This is a genomic window from Pseudomonas sp. ADAK7 (assembly GCF_012935675.1).
In the GTDB taxonomy this organism is placed as follows: Bacteria; Pseudomonadota; Gammaproteobacteria; order Pseudomonadales; family Pseudomonadaceae; genus Aquipseudomonas.
On the sequence record NZ_CP052861.1, the window covers coordinates 6,759,719 to 6,781,740 of the forward strand.

A 22,022-nucleotide genomic window follows, 5' to 3' on the forward strand; every position below is an offset into this window, starting at 1 on the left:
TAGGAGCGAGGCTTGCCCGCGAAGGCGTCCTCCGGCCGAACTCAGGCCTCAGGCACCCCTTTCTCCCAAGCCGACCAGTGCTGCAAAATCTCCTGCACCAACGGATTCCCGGTGCGATAGAGGTTCTCCAGCGCCGGCACAAACCCGCCCTGGTCCGCGTATTTGAGCAAGTTATCCACTTCACTCTGACCCGGTGCCGGCCGGTCAAAGTCGGAACCGGCGCGCACCACCGCCAGGCGCTGCACATCCACCAAGCCCTCACGACTGGCCCGCAACAGTGCTTCGTACGTGGAGTTGTCTTCCTGCTGGGTCGTGCAGTACTCGCCTTTGTTGTCCGTCAGCAATTTGGTCCAGACCTCGGCGCGCTCGCTCAGACGCGTGCCGGAGAACCAGGTGTTGCCCGCCAACGTGTCGCACTTCGTTACTACCGGCGCCAGATTGGCCGGGGCCGACGGGTACTTCAGACGCCACGCCGCCGATTCCTTGCTCTCACTCAATTCAACTTTGTGCGACAGGGCAAACGCCTTGGCCTGCAATTTCGGATTGAGCTCGAAGACTTCAGTCTTGTAGTCCAGCGGTGGTTTTTGGTTCGGGCCTTGGGTGTTGATGCCGATGTAGCCGGTCGGCCAGTCTTTCGGAGCGTCTCGGGAATCGATCTCCCACTGCGTGCCGAACTCCACCAGGTAATGCGCCCACGCGGCGGTGCCGATGGTCCCGTGTTTGGGGCTGATGCCGGCGATCCCGGCGATCAGGAAATAACTTTTGCGCAGGTCGAATTTCGGCGACAGCGCCAAGGCCAGGGTCGATGCCGCGGCATTGGTCTGGCCCATGCCGGTGACCATCAGGCACACCTGCTGCGCGTTACAACGAATCGTCGGGTACTCGGCGGACAGGCCCGGTACGCGGACTTCCTGTTTGAGTTCCAGGCGCTCGATCCAATTCTGCGCCTCGGGAGCGAACATGGTGATCAGCATCACTTTTGGCTGGATCGGTGCTTCACGAGCCCACGCGGTGGAAGCGAGCAGGGTGCCGCAGGCCACGGCGACGGACAGGGACAAACGCGTCATTGCTTTCATAAGATCTCCTTAGAATTGATAACCGATGCCGGCGTAGTAACCCCAGCCGTTGGAGCGGGCGCGGAAATCACCGTCGCCGAAATTCAACTCGCTGCCGTCGTCCCAGTTGCCGCCGTTGTGGAAGTAACGGCCGACCAGGGTGAAACGCAGATGAGTAAACGAGTACAGCAACACGTTGGTGGCCACGGTGGCGTTGGCGGTGCGGGCCGGGTTGTCCTTGTGCAGGTCCGAGCCGAAGTCGAAGTTGGTGAAGCCGATGTAGGTCAGCGACGCACCATTGCTGAAGCTGCTGATGGGCACGATGTATTTCAACTGGGCGCGGTAGCCGTCCCAGGAATATTCGTTGCTCGCCCCATAGTTTTCCCACTGGTAGCGACCATAGAAGTTCGCCGACAGGTTGACCCGCGAGTGGGTGTCGATGTCGGTGCCCAAACCGCTGTACAGCGTGTTGGCGCGGTTGCGGGTGTTGCTGCCGTGGTCGTAGATCCAGTCGAACGCCACATACCATTCCTTGAACGGCCCGACGGCCAGGCTGCGGCCGGCCAGGTAGTCGATGGAGATCCGCGGTTCGTGCTCCATGAACAGCGGCGAGCCGTGGTCCCACGCGCCTTTGTCATGGCTGTTGCCGATGTCGAAGATTTTCGGGATATCGACGTAGCCATACAACTCGAACGGCCCCTTGCGCCCGAAGTACTCGTATTCCAGGTACACATCGTCAGAGGGTTGCGGGCCGAAGCTGATGTCCTTGCTGCCGATGACCGTCAGGTCCTGGTTGAACCAGTCCGACAGGTACGCGCCTTGTTTCGGCGGGTTGGCTTCCGGGCTAAGGGCTTCGCCCTGGGCTGACTCCTCGGGGAGGACGGGTTGCGCCAAAACGGTGCTGCTGAGTAGTCCTGTAACGCTGGCCAGTAGCAAGGAAACAGCAAACGAGCGCGAGCAAGTCACGCGGCTGGACGTGCGATGCATTAAAAGTCCCTTTTCGTGCGGATCGAAGGCCCGGTTTTTCGGGCTTGCGCGGTTAGGTAGCGAAAATGCCGTTATCGGCGACTCGCAAACGTTTGCACATCTCATACCAATTGTTTCAATTCCATGAAAACTCGAAGAAATCGAGGTTTTTTCTGTCCTCTCGATCAGCTAACGATTTACCCCGGGTATCCGCGATCCCCGTAGGCGCGCGCGCCGGACGAGACCGCCGCAAATCCGCAGGGCAGACCGCTCGCGCACCAAAGTATTAATGCTAATTGAGCCATGAGGATTTCTGCCCCATCACCGGGCATCAACTAACGTGTGTCGAGAATGTAACTGTTTCGTACAGCGTCGTACTTTGATTTGCGTGTCGTTGGATTCACGGCCAGGGTGGCCCTGTAGCACGCCTTTCAAGGAAGAATGGTTAACCACGTAAAGGAACTGCCCGTGGACTTGAGATCCGTCATCGCCCCGATTTTCCGCGTTTCCCCTCTTTTTCTCGCTGTTCGTCTCGGTATGGTTGGCGTGTTTGTCGGCATCATCAGCCCTCAAGCCATGGCCGCCTGTACGCCCGGCAGCCCGGCGGCGGGCGGTACGGTGACCTGTAGCGGCGTGCCCTCGCTGCCGCTGTTTCTCAATACCTTTTCCAGCGCGGTGAATGACCTGACGGTCAACGTCGGCTCCGCCGCACAACTGAACGCCACCCTCGGCGGGCAGGTGCTGAACCTCACGGGCAACAACATTACGCTGAACAACTCGGGGTTGATTGACCCTGCGTTATTGGGCGCGGTGACAGCACTGAGCGCGGGCGCGGTGATCGGCAACGCCGGCGCCTCGGTGATGAACATCACCAACGCCGCCACCGGCATTATCCGCGGCACCGGCGACTTGCTCGGCGTCAATCTGGTCAGCCTCAACGGCATGGCGTTGAACCTCAATAACAGCGCCGGCGGCAGCACCAACATCGTCAACAACGGCACGATCGGTTCGACGAACTTGTTGAACCTGACGCTGTTCTCCGCCGACACCCCGGTCGTCGCGGCGCGCGGCGGCGCCCAGGTCAACGTGATCAACGCCGGCACCATCAACGGCCGGATGGCCTTCGAGACTTCGGGCAGCGGCAACACCTTCGTCAACTCCGGCACCATCAGCGGTGGCGTGTCGATGGGCGACGGCAGCACCAACACCTTCACTGCGATCACCGGTTCGACCATCTCTGCCGGCGGCGGCATCGGCCTGGCGCTGGGCGGGTTGATCGGCGTCAACCTGACCTTCGCCCCGACCGGCCAGATCGACGGCGGCGCTGGCGGTATCAACTCGCTGATCCTGCAAAACCCGATCGGCATCGGCGGCGGCACCTCCGGGGTCGGCACTGTTTCGAGCGCCAACTACGTCAACTTCAACAACCTGACGATCAACAGCGGCACCTGGACGCTGCAAGGACCGCTGGTCAGCGGCAGCACCACGCTCAATGGCGGTATCGCCCAGTTCAACAACAGCGCGACCTTCGGCAGCGGCGTCCTGACCGTCAATGGCGGCGGCTTGCAGGCCAGCACTGGCGGCTTGACGTTGAGCAACTTGATCAACGTGGGCGCTGCTGGCTTGCTGCTGCAGGGCACCAATGCCATCACCGTCGGCAACGTGATCAGCGGCAGCGGCGGCATCACCAAGAACGGCACCGGCCAATTGATTCTCAACGGTGCCAACACCTATTTGGGCGCCACCACCCTCAACGGCGGCTCGGTGCAACTGGGCAATAACCAGGCGTTCAGCACCGGCACGGTGACGTTCGGCGGTTCCACCGTCTTGCAGGCGCCGGGCACCATTACCCTGAACAACAACATTGTGCTCAACAGCGCCATCGGCACTTCCGGTGTCGGCAGTCTGACCCTGGCCGGGCTGATCAGTGGCGCGGGCGGTATTTCGAAAAACGGCAGCGGCACCCTGGCGCTGACCGGCAACAACGCTGGTTACACCGGCAGCACCGACCTCAACGCCGGGACCCTGAGCCTGGCCAACAACAATGCGCTCGGCAGCGGCTCGCTGAACGTCAACGCGGCGGCGAGCCTCAACACCACCACCGGTGTGACCCTGAATAATTCGGTGGCGCTGAACGGCAACCTGACCGTCGTCGGCAGCAACAACCTGACCCTCAATGGCCTGGTTTCCGGCACCAGCGGCTTGATCAAAAATGGCTTGTCGACCCTGACCCTGACCGGCAACAACACCTACCAGGGCCCGACCTCGCTGAACGCCGGGGCACTGGTTTTGGCCTCGAACACCGGGCTGGGCACCGGCGCGTTGAACGCGGCGGCCGGTACTTCCCTGGACACCAACCTTGCAGTGACGCTGGCCAACGCGGTCAACCTCGGCGGCGACCTGACCCTCGGTGGCACCCAGGCGCTGGGCCTGACCGGCGCCATCAATGGCGCGGGCGGATTGATCAAGAACGGCAGCGCCGCCCTGAACCTCAGCGGCAACAACGGTTACGCCGGCAACACCACACTGAACGCAGGCACCCTGATTCTCGGCTCCAACACGGCGCTGGGCCTGGGCACCTTGAACACGGCGGCGGGCACCACGCTGGATGCCAGCTCCACCGTCGCAGTGGCCAACGCGGTGAACACCACCGGTGACCTGACCCTCGGCGGCACCGCCAACCTGACCCTCGGCGGCGTGGTCGGCGGCACGGGTGGGCTGATCAAGAACGGCGCGGCCAACCTGACCCTCAACGGCGCCAACACTTTCCTCGGCAACACCACCTTGAACGCGGGCACCCTGACCGTGGGCAACGCCAATGCCTTGAGCGGCGGTGTGCTGACAGTGGCCGGTTCTTCGACGCTGGACAGTAGCGCCGGTGTCGCCATCGCCAACAACATCGCGCTGAACGCCGACCTGAGTGTCGGCGGCACTAACCAACTGACCCTCGACGGCGTGGTCAGCGGCACCAACCAGTTGATCAAGAACGGCGCGGCGAACCTGGCGCTGAACGGCGTCAACACCTTCCAGGGTGGCACCACGCTGAATGCTGGCAGCATCACCGTCGGTAATGTCGATGCACTGAGCACCGGTGCCCTGACCGTAGGCGGCGCGAGCACGCTCACCGGCAGCTCGGCCCTGGCCCTGAACAACGCGATCAACCTCAACGCCAACCTGACCACCGGCGGTGCCAATGCCCTGACCCTCGGCGGCGTCATCGGCGGTCTGGGCGGGCTGATCAAAACCGGCGCGTCCAGCCTGACCCTGAACGGCGCCAACACCTATTCCGGCACCACGGCGCTAAACGCCGGCACCCTGATCGTCGGTTCGAATACCGCAATCGGTAGTGGCGCGTTGAACGCGTCGGGCGGCACCACCCTCGACACCAGCACCGCCACCACCCTGGCCAACGCAGTCAACCTGGGCGGCAACCTGACCCTCGGCGGCACCAACGCGCTGATCCTCAACGGTGCCGTCAGCGGTATCGGCGGCTTGATCAAAAACGGCGCGGCCGACCTGACCCTCAATCACGCCAACAACTACCTCGGCTCCACGGCGCTGAACAACGGCACGCTGATCGTCGGTGCCAGCGGCGCCTTGGGCGCCGGTGCTTTGAACGCGGCGGCCAACACCACGCTGGACAGCAACACCGCCGTGAGCCTGAGCAACCAGGTGAACCTGGCCGGTGCCTTTAACGTCGGCGGCACGGCCGACCTGACCCTGACCGGGCTGGTCAACGGCGCGGGCAGCCTGGTGAAAAACGGTACCGGCAATCTGGTGCTCAGCGGTGCCAACGGCTTCCTCGGCGGCACCACGTTGAACGCCGGCACCCTGACCGTCGGCAACGGCTCGGCACTCGGCCTTGGTGGTTTGATCGTTGCCGGCGCGGCGACTCTGGACAGCAACGCCCCGGCCAGCCTGGGCAACAACGTAGCGCTGAATGCCGACCTGACCGTCGGCGGCACCTCGAACCTGACATTGGGCGGCGTCGTCAGCGGCACCAACCAGTTGATCAAGAACGGCGCGTCCAACCTGACCCTCAATGGCGTCAACACCTACCAGGGCAACACCACCCTGAATGCCGGCAGCCTGACCTTGGGCAGCGGCGCGGCGCTAGGCACTGGCGCGCTGATCGTCGGCGGCACTTCGACCCTGGACAACAGCGCAGCCTTCACCGTGGCCAACGCCGTGACCCTGAATGCCGACCTGAACGTGGCCGGCAACAACAACCTGAACCTCGGTGGCGTCATCGATGGCGCCGGTGCGCTGAATAAAAACGGCCTGTCTGACCTGACCTTGAGTGGCAACAACAGCTTCACCGGGGCGTTGAACATTCTGTCCGGCAGCGTCACCGCCGCCAGCACCGGCGCATTGGGCAACACCTCTGGCGCCAACATCAGTGCCGGCGCCAGCCTCAACCTCGGCACCGATGCCAGCCTTGCCGGCCTCAACGGCAGCGGCGATGTGCTGATCGGTTCGGGCAACACGTTGTCAGTGGGTGGCGTCAATACCACCAGCACTTTTGACGGTGGCCTGGCCGGTCCTGGTAGCTTGACTAAAGTCGGCACCGGCACCCTCAACCTCACCGGTATCAACGGTCTTACCGGCGACACCGCAGTCAACGGCGGCACCCTGGACCTCAGCGGTTCCCTGGGCAGTGCCAACGTCAACGTCAACAGTGGCGCGACCCTGACCGGCACCGGTTCGGTGCTGGGCACGTTGAACGTGAACAACGGCGGTCACCTGGGCTTGAGCAGCGGCAACACCTTGTCGGTCGGTTCGCTGGCCCTGAACAGCACCTCCAACATGGACGTCGCCCTCGGCACACCGTCCACCAATTCGCTGCTGAACATCGGCGGCAACCTGACCCTGGACGGCCTGCTCAACGTCAGCGACGCCGGTGGTTTCGGTGTTGGCGTGTATCGCCTGATCAACTACACCGGCAGCCTGCTGAACCTGGGCATGAACGTCGGTGCGACCCCGATTGGCTACAGCCTGGCGGACCTGGCGCTGCAAACATCGGTCGGTAACCAGATCAACCTGCTGGTGACCGCGCCTAACGCGAACCTGCGTTTCTGGGACGGCAGCCAGACCATTCCAAACGGTTCGGTGGACGGCGGCAACGGCACCTGGAGTGCCGGCAGCACCAACTGGACCTCGGTCGATGGCTTGACCAATCAGACCTGGGCCAGCGACTTTGCAATCTTCCAAGGCACGGCGGGTAACGTGACAGTGCTCGGTCCGCAGGCCTTCACCGGCATGCAGTTCGTCACTGACGGCTATAACGTGCTGACCGGCGCGGCGGGGAAACTGACCGCCGTGAATGGCACCAGCGGCAACACGGCGATCCGGGTTGATCCGGGCTCCACGGCGACCATCAGCGTCGCCATCGACGGCGCTGGCACCCTGGCCAAACTCGACAGCGGCACCCTGGTGCTCAACGGTGCCAACAGTTACACCGGCGGCACTTTGCTTAATGGCGGCACACTCGTCGTGGGCAACAACACGGCGCTGGGCAGCGGTGTGCTGACCACCGCTTCGGGCACCACTCTGGACAGCAACGCCGCCGTCACCCTGGGCAATGCCGTCGATCTGGCGAGTAACCTGAATATCGGTGGCAGCAATGCCCTGACCCTCAACGGCGCGATCAGTGGCGTCGGGGGGCTGGTCAAGGCGGGCGGGGCCAACCTGACCCTCGGCGGCAATAACAGCTTCCTCGGCCCGGTGAGCCTGCTTTCCGGTGGCGTGGTGCTGGCCTCCGACGCGGCACTCGGTGCCGGTGCGCTGAACGCCGCCAACGCCACCACCCTGGACGCCGCGACAGCGGTGACCGTCGGCAACGTGATCAACCTGGCAGGCAACCTCACCGTCGCCGGCACCGCTGACCTGACCCTCGCCGGTGCCGTCAACGGTGCCGGTAGCCTGAGCAAAACCGGCGCGGCCAACCTGGTGCTCAATGGCACCAACGGCTTCCTCGGCGGTGTCGACCTGAACGCCGGGACCCTGACAGTCGGCAATGCCTCGGGCCTGGGCCTGGGCAACCTGACCGTGAGTGGCGCTTCGACGCTGGATAACAACACGGTGCTGAGCCTGGCCAACAACGTTGGCCTGAATGCCAGCGTGGCGGTGGGCGGCAGCAATGACCTGACCCTCGGCGGTGTGATCAGTGGTGCCGGCGGCCTGAGCAAGAATGGCGCGGCCAACCTGACCCTTAACGGCGTCAACGTCTATCAGGGCGATACGACCCTCAACGCCGGCACCCTGACCCTCGGCAACGCCACGGCGCTGGGCACTGGCGCATTGACCGTCGCCGGCGCTTCGACACTGGATAACAGCTCGGCGCTCAGCGTCGCCAACAACGTCAACGTCAACGCCGCGCTGAACGTAGCCGGTGTCAATAACCTGACCCTGTCCGGCATCGTCGCCGGTGCCGGAAGCCTGAGCAAAAACGGCGCGGCGGACCTGACCCTCAGCGGCAACAACACCTTCAGCGGCACCTTCAACGTCCTCGGCGGCAGCTTGAGCACTACCAGCGCCACGGCCCTGGGCAACAACGCCGGAGTCAATCTGGGGGCGGGCACCAGCCTCAACCTCGGTGCTTCCGGCAGCCTCGCCAGCCTGACCGGCAGCGGCACGGCGCAGGTCGGCGCAGGCAACACGCTAAGCCTCGGCGGCGGCAATGTCAGCAGCACCTTTGACGGTGTGCTCGATGGCAGCGGTTTGCTCGACAAACTCGGCAGCGGCACGTTCACCCTCACTGGCATCAACAGCCTGACGGGCGACACCAGCGTCAACGGCGGCACCCTGAATGTCAGCGGTTCCCTGGCCAGCGCCAATGTCGCGGTCAACGGCGGCGGCACATTGGCCGGCAGCGGTAGCCTCCTTGGCGCAGTGAACGTCGCCGATGGCGGTCACGTCGCACTGGCCACCGGCAGCACTTTATCGGTGGGTTCGCTGGCCTTGAGCGGCAACTCCAACCTTGACGTCGGGCTCGGTGTGCCGGTGTCCGGTGGCGGTAATGCGCTGATCAATGTCGGCGGCAACCTGACCCTCGACGGCAACTTGAACGTGAGCGATATCGGCGGCTTCGGCAGCGGTGTGTATCGCATCATCAACTACACCGGCGCCTTGACCGATAACGGTCTGCTGGTTGGCAGCGTGCCGGGCAGCGTAGCGCCGGGTGATCTGCAAGTGCAGACCGCCGTAGGCAATCAGGTCAACCTGCTGGTCACCGCACCCAACACCACCGTACAGTTCTGGGATGGCACGCAAGCGGTAGGCAACGGTGCAATCGATGGCGGCAGCGGCACCTGGGGCAGTGGCAACACCAACTGGACCAATGTCGATGGCACCGTCAATCTGGGCTGGGCCAACAGCTTTGCGGTATTCCAAGGCACGGCGGGCACGGTCACGGTCAACGGCACGCAAAGCATCACTGGCATGCAGTTCGTCACCGACGGCTACAGCCTGGTTAACGGCACGGCGGGCGCACTGAACCTGGTCAACGGTGGCTTGGGCAACGCGACCTTACGCGTCGATCCGAACAACACCGCGACCCTCGGCGTGGCAATCAACGGCGCCGGCACTCTGGGCAAATACGACACCGGCACCCTGGTGCTCAACGGCGTCAACGGTTACACCGGCGGCACTGCGCTGAACGGCGGCACCCTGGTGGCGGGCAATAACGCGGCACTGGGCAGTGGCGTACTGACTGCCGCCAACGGCACCACGCTGGACAGCAACGCTGCCGTCAGCCTCGCGAACGCAGTGGTATTGAACGGTGGCATGAGCGTCGCCGGCTCCAACGCGTTGACCCTCGGGGGTGTCGTCAGCGGCACCGGCAGCCTGATCAAGAACGGCGCTTCCAGCCTGACCCTCAATGGCAGTAACACCTACGCCGGTGGCACGCAGTTGAACGCCGGATCCCTGGTCCTCGGCAATAACAGCGCCATCGGCACCGGCGCACTCAGCGTCGGTGGCAGCGCGCAACTGGACAGCGCCGCGGCCCTGCAACTGGCTAACGCGATCAACCTCGGCGGGCAGTTGACCCTGGCCGGCACCCAGGACACCACCCTCAGTGGCGTCATTATTGGCACCGGCAGCCTGGTGAAAAACGGCAACGGCGCGTTGTTGCTCAACGGCACCAATACTTACAGCGGCGGCACCACCCTGAACGGCGGCAGCACCAGCGGCAACACTGCCAGCCTGCAAGGCGCGATCCTTAACAACGCGGCACTGACCTTCGAGCAAACCAGCAACGGCAGCTACACCGGTAACCTCACAGGCAGCGGCACGCTGACCAAAAACGGCAGCGGCGATTTGCTGCTCACCGGCACCAACGGCCTCACGGGCGACACCAACGTCCAGGCTGGCTCGTTGCTGGTCAACGGCACGCTCAACAGCGCGAATGTGAACGTAGCGAGCGGGGCAAAAATCGGTGGCACTGGCCAACTCACTGGTGCGGTACAACTGGCCAGCGGCGCGACCCTGGTTGGCGGTGGCAGCGTTACGCCGTTGTCGTTCGGCGCCCTTACCTTGTCTTCGGGCACAAACCTGGACTTCAGTCTCGGCTCAGCGACCAGTTCCACCAATGTGGTCAACGTCGCCGGCAACCTGACCCTCGACGGCACACTGAACGTCAGCGATGCCGGCGGCTTCGGCACCGGCGTCTATCAACTGTTCCGCTACGGCGGCGACCTGACTGACAATGGCCTGGCCTACGGCACGCTGCCCGGTGGTGTATTGCCGGCCAGCCTGACCCTGCAAACCGCGCTGGCCAATCAGGTTAATCTGCTGGTGCAAGGCAGCGCCGGTGAAGCGCAGTTCTGGAACGGTGGCAAGACCAACGCTGACGGGACGATCAGCGGCGGTGATGGTATCTGGGGCTCGGGCACCAACTGGACGAATGCCGGTGGTACGGAAAGCCAGGGTTCGGCTCGTCGGTTCGCGATATTTGGCGGGCAGGGCGGCACGGTGACGGTGGTCGGTAACCAGGGCTTCACCGGGTTGCAGGTCCTCGACAGCGGGTATCGCCTGGTTGCCGGGACGGACGGCAGTCTGTCTCCGACCAACGCAGCCGATGGCAGCCTGGCCGCCGTTCGGATCAACGGCGGCGTGACCAGCGAAATCTCGGCACCCCTGGTGGGCACGGGCGGGATCGAGAAACTCGATTCCGGCATCCTGGTACTCAGTGGCGCCAACACCTACAGCGGCGGCACCACCGTCAGCGGCGGTACGCTGGTCGGTAACACCACCAGCTTGCAGGGTCGCATCCTCAACAATGCGCGGGTGATGTTTGCCCAGGCCAACAACGGGTTCTTCAACGGCGTACTCAGCGGTACCGGTGATGTGGTCAAGCAAGGCGCCGGATCGCTGCTGTTAGAGGGTGATCATCCGTTCAGTGGCACCGTTGAAGTCGAGCAGGGCCTGTTGATCGTCGGTGATCCACCGGCGACGCTGGCCGGGCAGGTCACCGTGTTCAATGGCGCCGCCCTGACCGGTAACGGCAGCGTTGGTGGGGTGATCAACCATGGGGTGTTCTCGTCCGGTGCGAACGGCGAGATCCTGAGAGTGACGGGCAACCTGGCCAACGCCCCGGACGGTCTGCTGGCGCTGACGCTCACCTCGCCGACCATCACTCCGTTGGTGGTGGGTGGCACCGCGACCCTCGATGGCGGCCTGGTGGTGAACAACCTGGTGCCGTTCACCGGCAACACCACTTATGCGCTGATTACGGCGGACGGCGGTGTCAACGGAACGTTCAGCGCTGCCGATCTGCCGGATACCGCGTTCCTCGATACCGCGCTGATCTACCGCGCCAACGAAGTCGATCTGGCCGTCAGTCGCAACCAGACCTCCTTCGCCGACGTAGCGGCAACCGGCAATCAGCGCGGCGTGGCTTCGGCATTGAGCCGCAATGGCCTGGCCGGTGCGGCATTGCAGAACGAAATCATCAACCTGAGCACGGGCGGCGCCCGCGCGGCATTCGACAGCTTGTCCGGGGAGATTCACGCCAGCACCGCCAGCGCGATCCTCGAGGACTCGCGCTACATCCGCGACGCCGTCAACGACCGTATGCGCCAACCGTCCTGCAGTGGGCCAGACGATCCGCGCCGTGCCTTGGCACCTAGCGAAAATCGCCTGACCAGTGGCGGCTGCCACGGCGAAATGGTCGGCTGGATGCGCGCACTCGGTGCCTGGGGCGAGATGGATGGCAACAGCAACACCGCCAAGCTGGATCGCAACCTCAGCGGCTTCATGCTCGGCACCGACAAACAGATCGACGATCAATGGCGTGCCGGGATGGCCGCCGGTTACACCCGCAGCGACCTGGACGCCCATGACCGTCGTTCTGACGCCACAGTCGACAGCTACCACCTGGCCGCGTACCTCAACTCGCAGTTCGACGCCTTGGCCGTACGCCTGGGCGCCGCTTACAGCTGGCACGACATTGAAACCAAGCGCGACGTCAGCGTCGGCGGCTACAACGACCGGTTGGAAGGTGACTACGACGCCCGCAGTGCCCAGGTATTCGGTGAAGTGGGCTACACCGTCGAAGCGGCCGGCCTGGCGCTGGAACCGTTCGCCGGCCTGGCTTACGTCAACTACGACAGCGACACCGTGCATGAAAAAGGCGGAGTAGGGCGCCTGAAGGCTGATTCCAGCCAGGACATCACCTTCTCCACCCTGGGCCTGCGTGCCGGCAAAGTCATCACCCTGGCCAACGGCGGGCAATTCACCCCGCGTGCGGCCATCGGCTGGCGCCATGCCTTCGGCGACACCAAACCGGATGCTGACCTGAGCTTCATTGATGGCGGTGCCTCGTTCAGCACTCAAGGGGTACCGATTGCCAAGGACAGCGCGATGCTGGAAGCCGGCGTGGACTTCCAGGTCAGCAAGACCGGCAAACTCGGTCTTGGCTATTCGGGGCAGCTCGCGAGCAAAAACGAGGATCACGCGATGACCGTCAGCTTCACCCTCGGTTTCTGATCGCGGTAGAAGTGTATTAGCCGTCCGCAAGGGCGGTGATCGTTCCCACGCTCTGCGTGGGAATGCCTCAACGGACGCTCCGCGTTCGGGTCTTGAATTAAGCGAGGATCATGGTCGAAGTGTATTAGCCGTCCGCAAGGGCGGTGATCGTTCCCACGCTCTGCGTGGGAATGCCTCAACGGACGCTCCGCGTTCGGGTCTTGAATTAGGCGAGGATCATGGTCGAAGTGTATTAGCCGTCCGCAAGGGCGGTTTTTTTTGCCTGCGGTATTGATAGGGCGCAGAGCGTCCCGGGCTGCATTTCCACGCAGAGCATGGGAACGATCGTCTGCTAGAATCGCCCGCATTGATTCTACGAGGTGCACACCATGAGCGAGCCGATTCGCCTGACCCAATACAGCCACGGCGCAGGATGCGGTTGCAAAATTTCGCCCCAGGTCCTGGAAGTGATTCTGGCCGGCAGCGGCGCGCAGAACCTCGATCCCAAGCTCTGGGTCGGTAACGCCTCGCGTGATGACGCGGCGGTGTATGCCATCGACGATGAGCGCGGCGTGGTCTCGACCACCGACTTCTTCATGCCGATTGTCGACGATCCGTTCGACTTCGGCCGCATCGCCGCCACCAATGCGATCAGCGACATCTACGCCATGGGCGGCGATCCGTTGATGGCGATTGCGATCCTCGGCTGGCCGGTCAATGTGCTGGCCCCGGAAGTCGCCCGGGAAGTGATACGCGGCGGCCGTTCGATCTGCGACGAGGCGGGCATCCCCCTGGCCGGCGGGCATTCCATCGACGCCCCGGAGCCGATCTTCGGCCTGGCCGTCACCGGTCTGGTGCAAAAACGCCATATGAAACGCAACGACACCGCCACCGCCGGTTGCCTGTTGTACCTGACCAAACCCTTGGGCATCGGCATCCTCACCACCGCCGAGAAGAAGGGCAAGTTGCGCCACGCCGACATCGGCCTGGCCCGGGACTGGATGTGCACCCTGAACAAGCCCGGCAGCCGATTCGGCAAACTCGACGGCGTCACCGCGATGACCGACGTCACCGGTTTCGGCTTGCTGGGGCACCTGGTGGAAATGGCCGATGGCAGCAACGTGACCGCGCGCATCGAATACGACCGCGTGCCGCGTCTGGCGGGCGTCGAGTATTACCTCGAACAGGGCTGTGTGCCTGGTGGCACCTTGCGCAACTTCGACAGCTACGCCAGCAAACTCGGGCGCCTGCAAGAGCTGCACAAACGCGTGCTGTGCGATCCGCAAACCAGCGGTGGCCTGTTGATTGCGGTCACGCCCGAGGGTAACGAACAGTTCCTCGCGGTCGCCGCCGAGCTGGGCCTGAGCCTTGAGCCAATCGGCGAACTGGTTGAGCGACAGACCAACGCGGTCGAGGTGTTTTGATGTCTATCGACTGCACCGATTACCGCGACCTCTTTCTCAACGACCGGCCGATGATGGATGCCCGCGCGCCGGTCGAGTTCCTAAAAGGCTCGTTCCCCGGTGTGATCAACCTGCCGCTGATGAATGACCACGAGCGGCAACGAATCGGCACGTGCTACAAGCAACACGGCCAACAAGCGGCCATCACCCTGGGGCATCAATTGGTATCCGGCGAGATCAAGGCCGAACGCATTCAGGCCTGGGCAGATTTTGCCCGGGCTCATCCAGACGGATATTTGTATTGTTTTCGCGGCGGCTTGCGTTCGCAGATCGTCCAGCAGTGGCTCAAGGACGAGGCGGGCATCGACTATCCGCGGGTCGGCGGTGGCTACAAGGCCATGCGCACCTTTTTGCTGGACACCGTGGATAACGCCGTGGCCGAGTGCGATTTCGTCTTGCTCGGCGGCATGACTGGCACCGGTAAAACCGAAGTGCTGACGCAGTTGAACAATGGGCTGGACCTGGAAGGCTACGCCAATCACCGGGGTTCCAGCTTCGGCAAACGCGCCACCGGCCAACCTTCCAACATCGACTTTGAAAACCGTCTGGCGGTGGATGTGCTGAAAAAGCGCGCCCGTGGCATCGAACAATTCGTGCTGGAAGACGAGAGCCGCGCGGTCGGCAGTTGTGCCTTGCCGCTGCCGTTGTATCAGGGCATGCAGCAATTTCCGATGGTCTGGCTGGAAGACAGCCTGGAAGGGCGCGTCGAGCGGATCCTGCGTGATTACGTGGTGGACCTGTGTGCCGAGTTCATCGGCGTGCATGGCGAGGAAGGCTTTGCGCTGTTTTCCGAGCGCTTGCTGGAGAGTCTGAACAATGTGCAGAAGCGCCTGGGCGGGGAACGTCATCGGCGGATGTTGCTGTTGATGGAAGATGCCTTGGCTGAGCAGGCGCGCAGTGGCGCGGTGGACTTGCACCGGGGCTGGATCGAAGGGTTGCTTAGCGAGTATTACGACCCGATGTATGCGTTTCAGCGCGAGAAGAAGGGCGCGCGGATCGAGTTTGCCGGGGAGCGGGAGGCGGTGTTTGACTATCTGCGGGAGCGGGTTACCCGACGGGAGTGATGCGGTGGATTTGCGGGCCCTTTCGCGGGCAAGCCTCGCTCCTACAGGATATTTCCACATCCTGTAGGAGCGAGGCTTGCCCGCGAAGGCGTCCTCACAGACGCCAAATCTCTATAGCAACGCAGCCCCGATCAACCCGCTGACCACCCCGATCCCCATGGTCATCAGCGCCACGCTCACCAGTACCCGCGTATCGAAATCCTTGCGCAGCATCAGCAGCGACGGCAGGCTGATGCTCGGCAGGGTCATCAGTAGCGCAACGGCCGGGGCGGTGCCCATGCCCAGGGTCATCATGGTTTGCACGATGGGGATTTCGGCGGCGGTCGGAATCACGAACAGCGTACCGATGATCGCCAGCGGCACCAGCCACAACAGGCTGTTGGCCATGGCGCCATCGATGTGCGGAAACACCCAGACCCGCACCGCACCCAGCACCAGCACGGCCAGCATGTAGATCGGGATGGTGCTCCAGAACAGTTGCCAGATCGTCCGGCCCCAGCGGGTCAGGAACGGTTGCGTGTTGGTTTCGCTGGCATCGACCACGGCCTCGACGGCGGCTTCAGGCAAGGTCTCCGGGCCGGCGATCCGCTGGGCCACCAGCGACACACCGAATACCAGCACGATGCCCGCCACCAGGCGCAACGCCGTGAACCCCCAGCCGAGCACGAAGCCCATGAACACCAGGGTGGCCGGGTTGAGCACCGGGTTGCCGATCCAGAAGGCCAGCGCCGCACCCACCGACACATTCTGCCGACGCATGCCAGCGGCTACCGGGGCGGCGCAGCACGAGCACATCATGCCGGGCAGGGCGAACAATCCACCGCGCAGGGTAGAGGCAAAACCGGCGCGGCCGAACAGGCGCAGCAGCCAGTCGCGCGGAATCAGCACTTGCAGCAGGGAACCGAGGATCACCGCCAGCACCGCGGCTTTCCAGATCGCCAGGAAATACACCTTGGCATACGCCAGGGCGGCGCTCAGGGGATCGGACAGTTGGTCATTGATGATTGAGGCGCCGATGCTGTGGTTGTCAGCAGCGACGAAGGCCTTGAGGTAGTAGGGCGACCACTTGACGTAGTAAAGCCCGACGCAGGCGATCAGCAGGAACAGGGCGGGTTTCCACCAGAACGACCAGCCCCGGGAAGGGACTGCTGCGGATGAGAGCGACATGGCGAGGTTCCGGACAAAGAAGAGATGGGCTCATGATAGCCCAGCCTCTGCGTCAACGTGGCCCCGACAGTGCGTGGGACGCAGCCGACCTCTTATGTAGGACAGTTCTGTGAGCCGTTATCCAGCCCTTGTTTATAAGAGTGGCTCACCAGGCTGGCCTTGCCGTTGTGCCAGGTCAGGGTCAGCACGTACAGCGAATCGTAGTCGCTGGACTCCCAGTCTTCGGTGATGTTCTGTTTCTTGCCGAGCGCGTCGCCAGCGACCTTGTTGATCAGCTCCGGCAGATAGCCGTGGGACCAGGCGGTGTAGATGGTTGAGTTGTGATACTTGTCGTGGAGTAATTCATCCGCCAGATCGCTGGTGTCGTTGGCCGAGTATTCGATGTTCACCGGCAGGCCGAGCTTGATCGCGCTGGGGCTGATGGTCATCAGGGGGCGGATGTAGCTGTAGGAATTGTCCAGTTCGCCTTCCTCGACATTGCGCGTCGGGTTGGCGGCAAACACGTAATCGGCCTTGCCGAATTTTTCCGGAAGCAAGGTGGACAGGTTGATCGCCCGGTTCAAGCCCTGGCAATTGAGCTGGCCGAGGCCGCCGTCGGGTTTTTCGGCGTGGCGCAGGAAGACCAGCGTCTGGGTGCCGTCTGCCGGTTGGGCGCGGCTTTCGCTGGACTCAAGCGACAGGAACAGCGCGCTGGCTGCCAATAACGAGGGCAGAACGATATACGCGCGATGTTTGAAGCGTTGGACGAATTTCGAAAGGTTCATCATTGAATAAAGGGATCTTCAGCGCATTCGATTAAGGCTGACAAACCTTTACACCGCGCGCTCCCAGCAGCGGGTGTTTTCCATGTCGTTGAGCCGATCTGTTTCCATAAAGGGCAATGCTCAGAGTCCTCTGAAGCCCATTGGTTCGATAACGGCGGGTTCGCAGCACTTTAGCCGCAACCTTCAATGGGTTGGCCGAAGGTTATCGACAGGATGTTGCGGATTTATGGACGTCGGCACGATTGCGTATGCCGGATCGGCCGGTCCTCCATTATGATCAGCGCTCCAATGTCTGCGCGGATCACCCCATGACCGATCTCTCTGCGTTCCCGATCCACCAAAAATGGCCGGCCCAGTACCCCGAGTGGATCCAGCTCTACTCCTTGCCGACCCCCAATGGCGTCAAGGTCTCGATCATGCTTGAAGAGATCGGCCTGCCGTACGAGCCGCACCGCGTGGGCTTCGAGACCAACGATCAATTGTCGCCAGAGTTCATGTCGCTGAACCCCAACAACAAGATCCCGGCGATCATCGACCCTCACGGGCCAGGGGATCAGCCACTGCCGTTGTTCGAGTCCGGGGCGATCCTGATCTACCTCGCCGACAAAAGTGGCCAACTGCTGGCCCAGGAATCGGCGGCGCGCTACGAGACGATCCAGTGGCTCATGTTTCAGATGGGCGGTATCGGGCCGATCTTCGGCCAGGTCGGTTTCTTCAACAAATTCGGCGGCAAGGACTACGAGGACAAACGGCCTCTTGAACGCTATGTCGAGGAAAGCAAGCGCCTGCTCAACGTGCTCGATAAACGCCTGGAAGGACGCGACTGGATCATGGGCGAGCGCTACACCATCGCCGACATCGCGACGTTTCCATGGATACGCAACCTGATCGGCTTCTATGAGGCCGGTGATCTGGTGGGTATCAAGAACTTCCCGAACATTACGCGGGTACTGGAGCGCTTCCTGGCGCGGCCGGCGGTGATGCGCGGGCTGGAAATTCCCAAGTAAGCTCTTCAAAACCAAGGAAGGTCATGCGTTCATTCCCCTTCAAGCAAGTCGATGTCTTCAGCCGCACGCCGCTCAAAGGCAACCCGCTGGCCGTGGTGTTCGGCGCTGACGAACTCAGCGATGAGCGCCTGGCGGCGTTCGCGAGCTGGACCAATCTCAGCGAAACCACGTTCGTGCTCGAACCCCGGGACCCGCGGGCCGACTACCGGGTGCGGATTTTCACCACCCTGAAAGAGCTTCCCTTCGCCGGTCACCCGACCCTGGGCACCTGTCACGCCTGGCTTGAGGCCGGTGGCGTGCCCAAGGGTGAGGAGATCATTCAGGAGTGCGGCGTCGGGCTGGTGCGGGTGCGCCGGCAAGGCGCGGAATTGGCGTTTTTGGCGCCACCGCTGCTCAGGACCGGGCCGGTAGAGGCCGATGTGATGGAGCGAGTCCGGCTCGGACTGGAGTTGGCGGCGGGGGCCATCGTTCGGGCGCAATGGGTTGATAACGGTGCCGGGTGGCTGGCGGTGATGGTCGAGGATCGACAGCAGGTGCTCGATGTGCAGCCGGATCATTCGCAAATGCTCGGCCTGGCCGTCGGGGTGATCGCACCGTGGCACCCCGAGCGTGATGGCGATGATGCGCAGTTCGAAGTGCGCGCGTTCATCTCCGGCGACGGCATGCCGGAAGACCCGGCCACCGGCAGCCTCAACGCAGGGATCGCCCAATGGCTGCTCAGCGAAGGGCTGGCGCCGGCGTCTTATGTGGTTAGCCAGGGCTTGACCATGGGCCGCGCCGGGCGGATTCAGGTGGATCAGGTCGGTGACGAGATCTGGATCGGCGGTGCCGTGGTGACGTGCATCGACGGAACCCTGACGCTGTAGGAGCAAAACGCGGATTATTGCCAACCCGGTAAAGGTTTGTTCCTCACCTGACGTTTGTGTCCTGCGCCGCACAGGGCATAAGCTTCGCCCCCTACGACTTTTGTCTCAGGAAAACCCATGTCCAGCCAGTTCCCCGAAGCACGTCCACGCCGTCTGCGCCGCAATGCGAGCCTGCGCAGCCTGTTCCAGGAAACCGAGTTCAGCCTCAACGACCTGGTGCTGCCGATTTTCGTCGAGGAAGAAATCGACGATTTCGTGCCAATCAAAAGCATGCCCGGCGTGATGCGCATTCCCGAGTCGAAACTGGCCGGCGAGATCGAGCGTTACGCCCGTGCCGGGATCAAGTCGGTGATGACCTTCGGCGTATCCCATCACCTGGACAGCAGCGGCAGCGACACCTGGAGCGACAATGGCCTGGTCTCGCGGATGTCGCGGATCGCCAAGGACGCGGTGCCCGAGATGATTGTGATGTCCGACACCTGCTTCTGCGAGTACACCGACCACGGCCACTGTGGCGTGGTGCATAACCACGAAGTCGACAACGACCAGACCCTGATCAACCTCGGCAAACAAGCCGTGGCGGCGGCCCGTGCCGGCGCCGACGTGATCGCCCCGTCGGCGGCGATGGACGGCCAGGTCCAGGCGATTCGCCGGGCGCTGGACGAAGCCGGTTTCACCCAGACCGCGATCATGGCCTACTCGACCAAATTCGCCTCGGCGCTCTACGGCCCGTTCCGTGAAGCCGGAGGCAGTGCCTTGAAAGGCGACCGTAAAAGCTACCAGATGAACCCGATGAACCGCCGCGAAGCCGTGCGCGAATCGCTGCTTGACGAACAGGAAGGCGCCGACGCGCTGATGGTCAAACCGGCCGGCGCCTACCTGGACATCATCCGCGATATCCGCGAGGTTTCGCGGTTGCCGTTGTCGGCCTATCAGGTCAGTGGCGAGTACGCGATGATCAAGTTTGCCGCCCAGGCGGGGGCGATTGATGAAGATCGGGTGGTGCGTGAGAGTCTGGGGGCGATCAAGCGGGCCGGTGCGGACCTGATCTTTACCTACTTCGCGATGGACCTGGCCCTGGCCGGGATCTGATCAAGATCAAAAGATCGCAGCCTTCGGCAGCTCCTTCATTGGGAGGGTGTACACCCTGCAGGCGCTGCGATCTTTTGACGGTTCAACCAAAAAACAGCCGAATCCCGTGATCCCGAAAATACCGCTCGATCACCTTCGGGTCCGCGCTGTTATCGGCAATCGCCACATAAGTGTCCGGCCGCAACAGATAAAACCCGTTACGCGCCAACCCCGCGGCATCAAACGCCGGCCGCCAGTCGAATACGTGCAAGGGCAAATGATGTTCGATGCACCACGCGATCATTTCGTCGCTGGTGTCGCCGTACACATGCACCTGCCACGTCAGGTTTTTCAGGGATTCGTAGTTATCACCTTCGCCATCGTGGGCCCAGGGCAGGCGGTCGCCGCCGTGGACGTGCCCGGTCACGCCTTCGCTCAGGGGCATGCCGCGATAGTTGAGGGTGATTTGCGAGACCGTGCGAAACAGGAACTCCGGTCCGAACGTGGCCAGTTTGGGGATCAGGAACGGCGCCAGCCGCGTGCGCAGCAGATCCGCGACTTTGCCCTCGGCGGTCACGAAGCTGAACACCCGGTCGGTGGTGGACACCAGGCGCCGGGCGAAGGCCATGCGTTCGGTTTCGTAGCTGTCGAGCAATTTGGCAGTGGCGGCGCCGGTCAGCACGGCGGCCAGTTTCCAGGCCAGGTTGATCGCGTCGCCAATCCCGGTGTTCATGCCCTGGCCGCCCGCCGGGCTGTGGACATGGGCCGCGTCGCCGAGCAAAAACGCACGACCGCTGCGAAAGAACTCCGCCACCCGGTGATGCACGCGGTAGGTCGAGAACCAGTTGACCTGTTCGACCTGCACTTTCAAATGCTCGATAGCCCGACTGCTGACGTCTTCGAATTTGAGGGTTTCGGCGTGTTCGGCACGTTCATCACGCACAGTGCCGATCAGCCGCGCGTGACCTTCGCTGGCCAGTGGAAATACGGCGAGGAAGTCCGCTTCATCGAGGTCCACATGCAGTTCGCCATTGAACGCCGGGCCACTGGCCTGCACGTCGGCGACGTAGAAAATCTGCTGGTAGGTACCGCCGGGAAAACCGCTGTCCAGGGTTTTGCGCACAATCGAACGCGCGCCGTCGCAACCAGCGATGTAACAGGCTTGGCAGGTTTCCTGCTGGCCATCGGGCAGGCGTAATTGCGCGGTAATGCCGTCGCCGGTTTCGCTGAAACTCTCCAGTTCGGTCTTGCGTTCCACGCGGACGCCGAAGGTTTCGAGGCGTTCGATCAGCAGTTGTTCGTGTTCGTCCTGGGGAAAGATTTCGAGGAACGCGTAGGGCGTCAGGCCCTCGCCGATCCGGGTCAACGGCAGGTGCGCCACGGGTTCGCCCTTGACCCAAAAATTCGCCGCCGCCACTCGGTGGCCGTTTTGCACGATGGCATCGGCGAGGTCGAGCTGGCGATACAACTCCAGGGTTCGCGCCTGCACCGCCAGGGCCCGCGAGGTGGTGCCGGGGGCCAGGGTTTTGTCGATGATGCGCACGTGGATGCCGAGTTTGCTCAGCCACAGCGCCAGCACCAGGCCGGTGGGGCCGGCGCCGATGATCAACACGTCGCTACGGTTCATGGGC

General features: G+C 63.0%; 11 protein-coding genes. 6 read left to right on the forward strand and 5 right to left on the reverse strand.

What is annotated here, in order from left to right; translation table 11 throughout:
* Nucleotides 1–41: 41 nt before the first annotated feature.
* The gene (locus HKK53_RS30920) at nt 42–1,076 is read right to left on the reverse strand and encodes a purine-nucleoside phosphorylase (protein WP_169373889.1); all 1,035 of its coding nucleotides are present in this window, start codon (nt 1,074–1,076) and stop codon (nt 42–44) included.
* A gap of 9 nt (nt 1,077–1,085) precedes the next feature.
* Complete coding sequence (locus HKK53_RS30925) at nt 1,086–2,042, reverse strand: nucleoside-specific channel-forming protein Tsx (RefSeq protein ID WP_169373890.1); 957 nt, start codon at nt 2,040–2,042, stop codon at nt 1,086–1,088.
* Nucleotides 2,043–2,558: 516 nt separating this feature from the next.
* On the opposite strand from HKK53_RS30925, the gene HKK53_RS30930 reads away from it, so the two are divergent.
* The 3 genes from HKK53_RS30930 to mnmH all read left to right on the forward strand — a co-directional run bounded on the left by HKK53_RS30930 (nt 2,559) and on the right by mnmH (nt 15,516).
* Nucleotides 2,559–13,010 (forward strand): autotransporter-associated beta strand repeat-containing protein, encoded by a 10,452-nt coding sequence (locus HKK53_RS30930; protein WP_442962297.1) that lies wholly within the window; start codon nt 2,559–2,561, stop codon nt 13,008–13,010.
* A 368-nt stretch (nt 13,011–13,378) separates the two neighbouring features.
* Complete coding sequence (gene selD, locus HKK53_RS30935) at nt 13,379–14,413, forward strand: selenide, water dikinase SelD (protein WP_169373892.1); 1,035 nt, start codon at nt 13,379–13,381, stop codon at nt 14,411–14,413.
* The gene (gene mnmH, locus HKK53_RS30940; protein ID WP_169373893.1) at nt 14,413–15,516 is read left to right on the forward strand and encodes a tRNA 2-selenouridine(34) synthase MnmH; all 1,104 of its coding nucleotides are present in this window, start codon (nt 14,413–14,415) and stop codon (nt 15,514–15,516) included. Before selD ends, mnmH begins: the two co-directional genes overlap by 1 nt.
* Before the next feature lie 111 nt (nt 15,517–15,627).
* Here mnmH and HKK53_RS30945 read toward each other — a convergent pair whose 3' ends face one another.
* Nucleotides 15,628–16,683 carry a permease gene (locus tag HKK53_RS30945; RefSeq protein WP_169373894.1) on the reverse strand — a complete coding sequence of 352 codons (1,056 nt, stop codon included), beginning with the start codon at nt 16,681–16,683 and terminating at the stop codon, nt 15,628–15,630.
* 92 nt (nt 16,684–16,775) lie between these two features.
* On the reverse strand, nt 16,776–17,450 hold the full coding sequence (locus tag HKK53_RS30950) for a histidine phosphatase family protein (protein WP_169373895.1): 675 nt from the start codon (nt 17,448–17,450) through the stop codon (nt 16,776–16,778).
* Between the two features lie 305 nt (nt 17,451–17,755).
* Between HKK53_RS30950 and HKK53_RS30955 the strand changes: the two genes are divergently transcribed.
* The 3 genes from HKK53_RS30955 (at nt 17,756) to hemB (ending at nt 20,412) form a co-directional block, all read left to right on the forward strand.
* Nucleotides 17,756–18,454: a glutathione binding-like protein gene (locus HKK53_RS30955; protein WP_169373896.1), complete on the forward strand. Its 699-nt coding sequence runs from the start codon at nt 17,756–17,758 to the stop codon at nt 18,452–18,454.
* A 23-nt stretch (nt 18,455–18,477) separates the two neighbouring features.
* Nucleotides 18,478–19,320 carry a PhzF family phenazine biosynthesis protein gene (locus HKK53_RS30960; RefSeq protein WP_169373897.1) on the forward strand — a complete coding sequence of 281 codons (843 nt, stop codon included), beginning with the start codon at nt 18,478–18,480 and terminating at the stop codon, nt 19,318–19,320.
* Nucleotides 19,321–19,437: 117 nt separating this feature from the next.
* Nucleotides 19,438–20,412 (forward strand): porphobilinogen synthase, encoded by a 975-nt coding sequence (gene hemB / locus HKK53_RS30965; protein WP_169373898.1) that lies wholly within the window; start codon nt 19,438–19,440, stop codon nt 20,410–20,412.
* Between the two features lie 82 nt (nt 20,413–20,494).
* Here hemB and HKK53_RS30970 read toward each other — a convergent pair whose 3' ends face one another.
* Complete coding sequence (locus HKK53_RS30970; protein ID WP_169373899.1) at nt 20,495–22,018, reverse strand: FAD-dependent oxidoreductase; 1,524 nt, start codon at nt 22,016–22,018, stop codon at nt 20,495–20,497.
* Nucleotides 22,019–22,022: the final 4 nt, after the last annotated feature.

Coding starts and splice junctions, on each gene's coding strand:
- hemB (WP_169373898.1), top strand. CDS start 19,438: ATGTCCAGCCAGTTCCCCGAAGCACGTCCACGCCGTCTGCGCCGCAAT.
- HKK53_RS30930 (WP_442962297.1), top strand. CDS start 2,559: ATGGTTGGCGTGTTTGTCGGCATCATCAGCCCTCAAGCCATGGCCGCC.
- HKK53_RS30955 (WP_169373896.1), top strand. CDS start 17,756: ATGACCGATCTCTCTGCGTTCCCGATCCACCAAAAATGGCCGGCCCAG.
- HKK53_RS30920 (WP_169373889.1), bottom strand. CDS start 1,076: ATGAAAGCAATGACGCGTTTGTCCCTGTCCGTCGCCGTGGCCTGCGGC.
- HKK53_RS30970 (WP_169373899.1), bottom strand. CDS start 22,018: ATGAACCGTAGCGACGTGTTGATCATCGGCGCCGGCCCCACCGGCCTG.
- HKK53_RS30945 (WP_169373894.1), bottom strand. CDS start 16,683: ATGTCGCTCTCATCCGCAGCAGTCCCTTCCCGGGGCTGGTCGTTCTGG.
- mnmH (WP_169373893.1), top strand. CDS start 14,413: ATGTCTATCGACTGCACCGATTACCGCGACCTCTTTCTCAACGACCGG.
- selD (WP_169373892.1), top strand. CDS start 13,379: ATGAGCGAGCCGATTCGCCTGACCCAATACAGCCACGGCGCAGGATGC.
- HKK53_RS30960 (WP_169373897.1), top strand. CDS start 18,478: ATGCGTTCATTCCCCTTCAAGCAAGTCGATGTCTTCAGCCGCACGCCG.
- HKK53_RS30925 (WP_169373890.1), bottom strand. CDS start 2,042: ATGCATCGCACGTCCAGCCGCGTGACTTGCTCGCGCTCGTTTGCTGTT.
- HKK53_RS30950 (WP_169373895.1), bottom strand. CDS start 17,450: ATGATGAACCTTTCGAAATTCGTCCAACGCTTCAAACATCGCGCGTAT.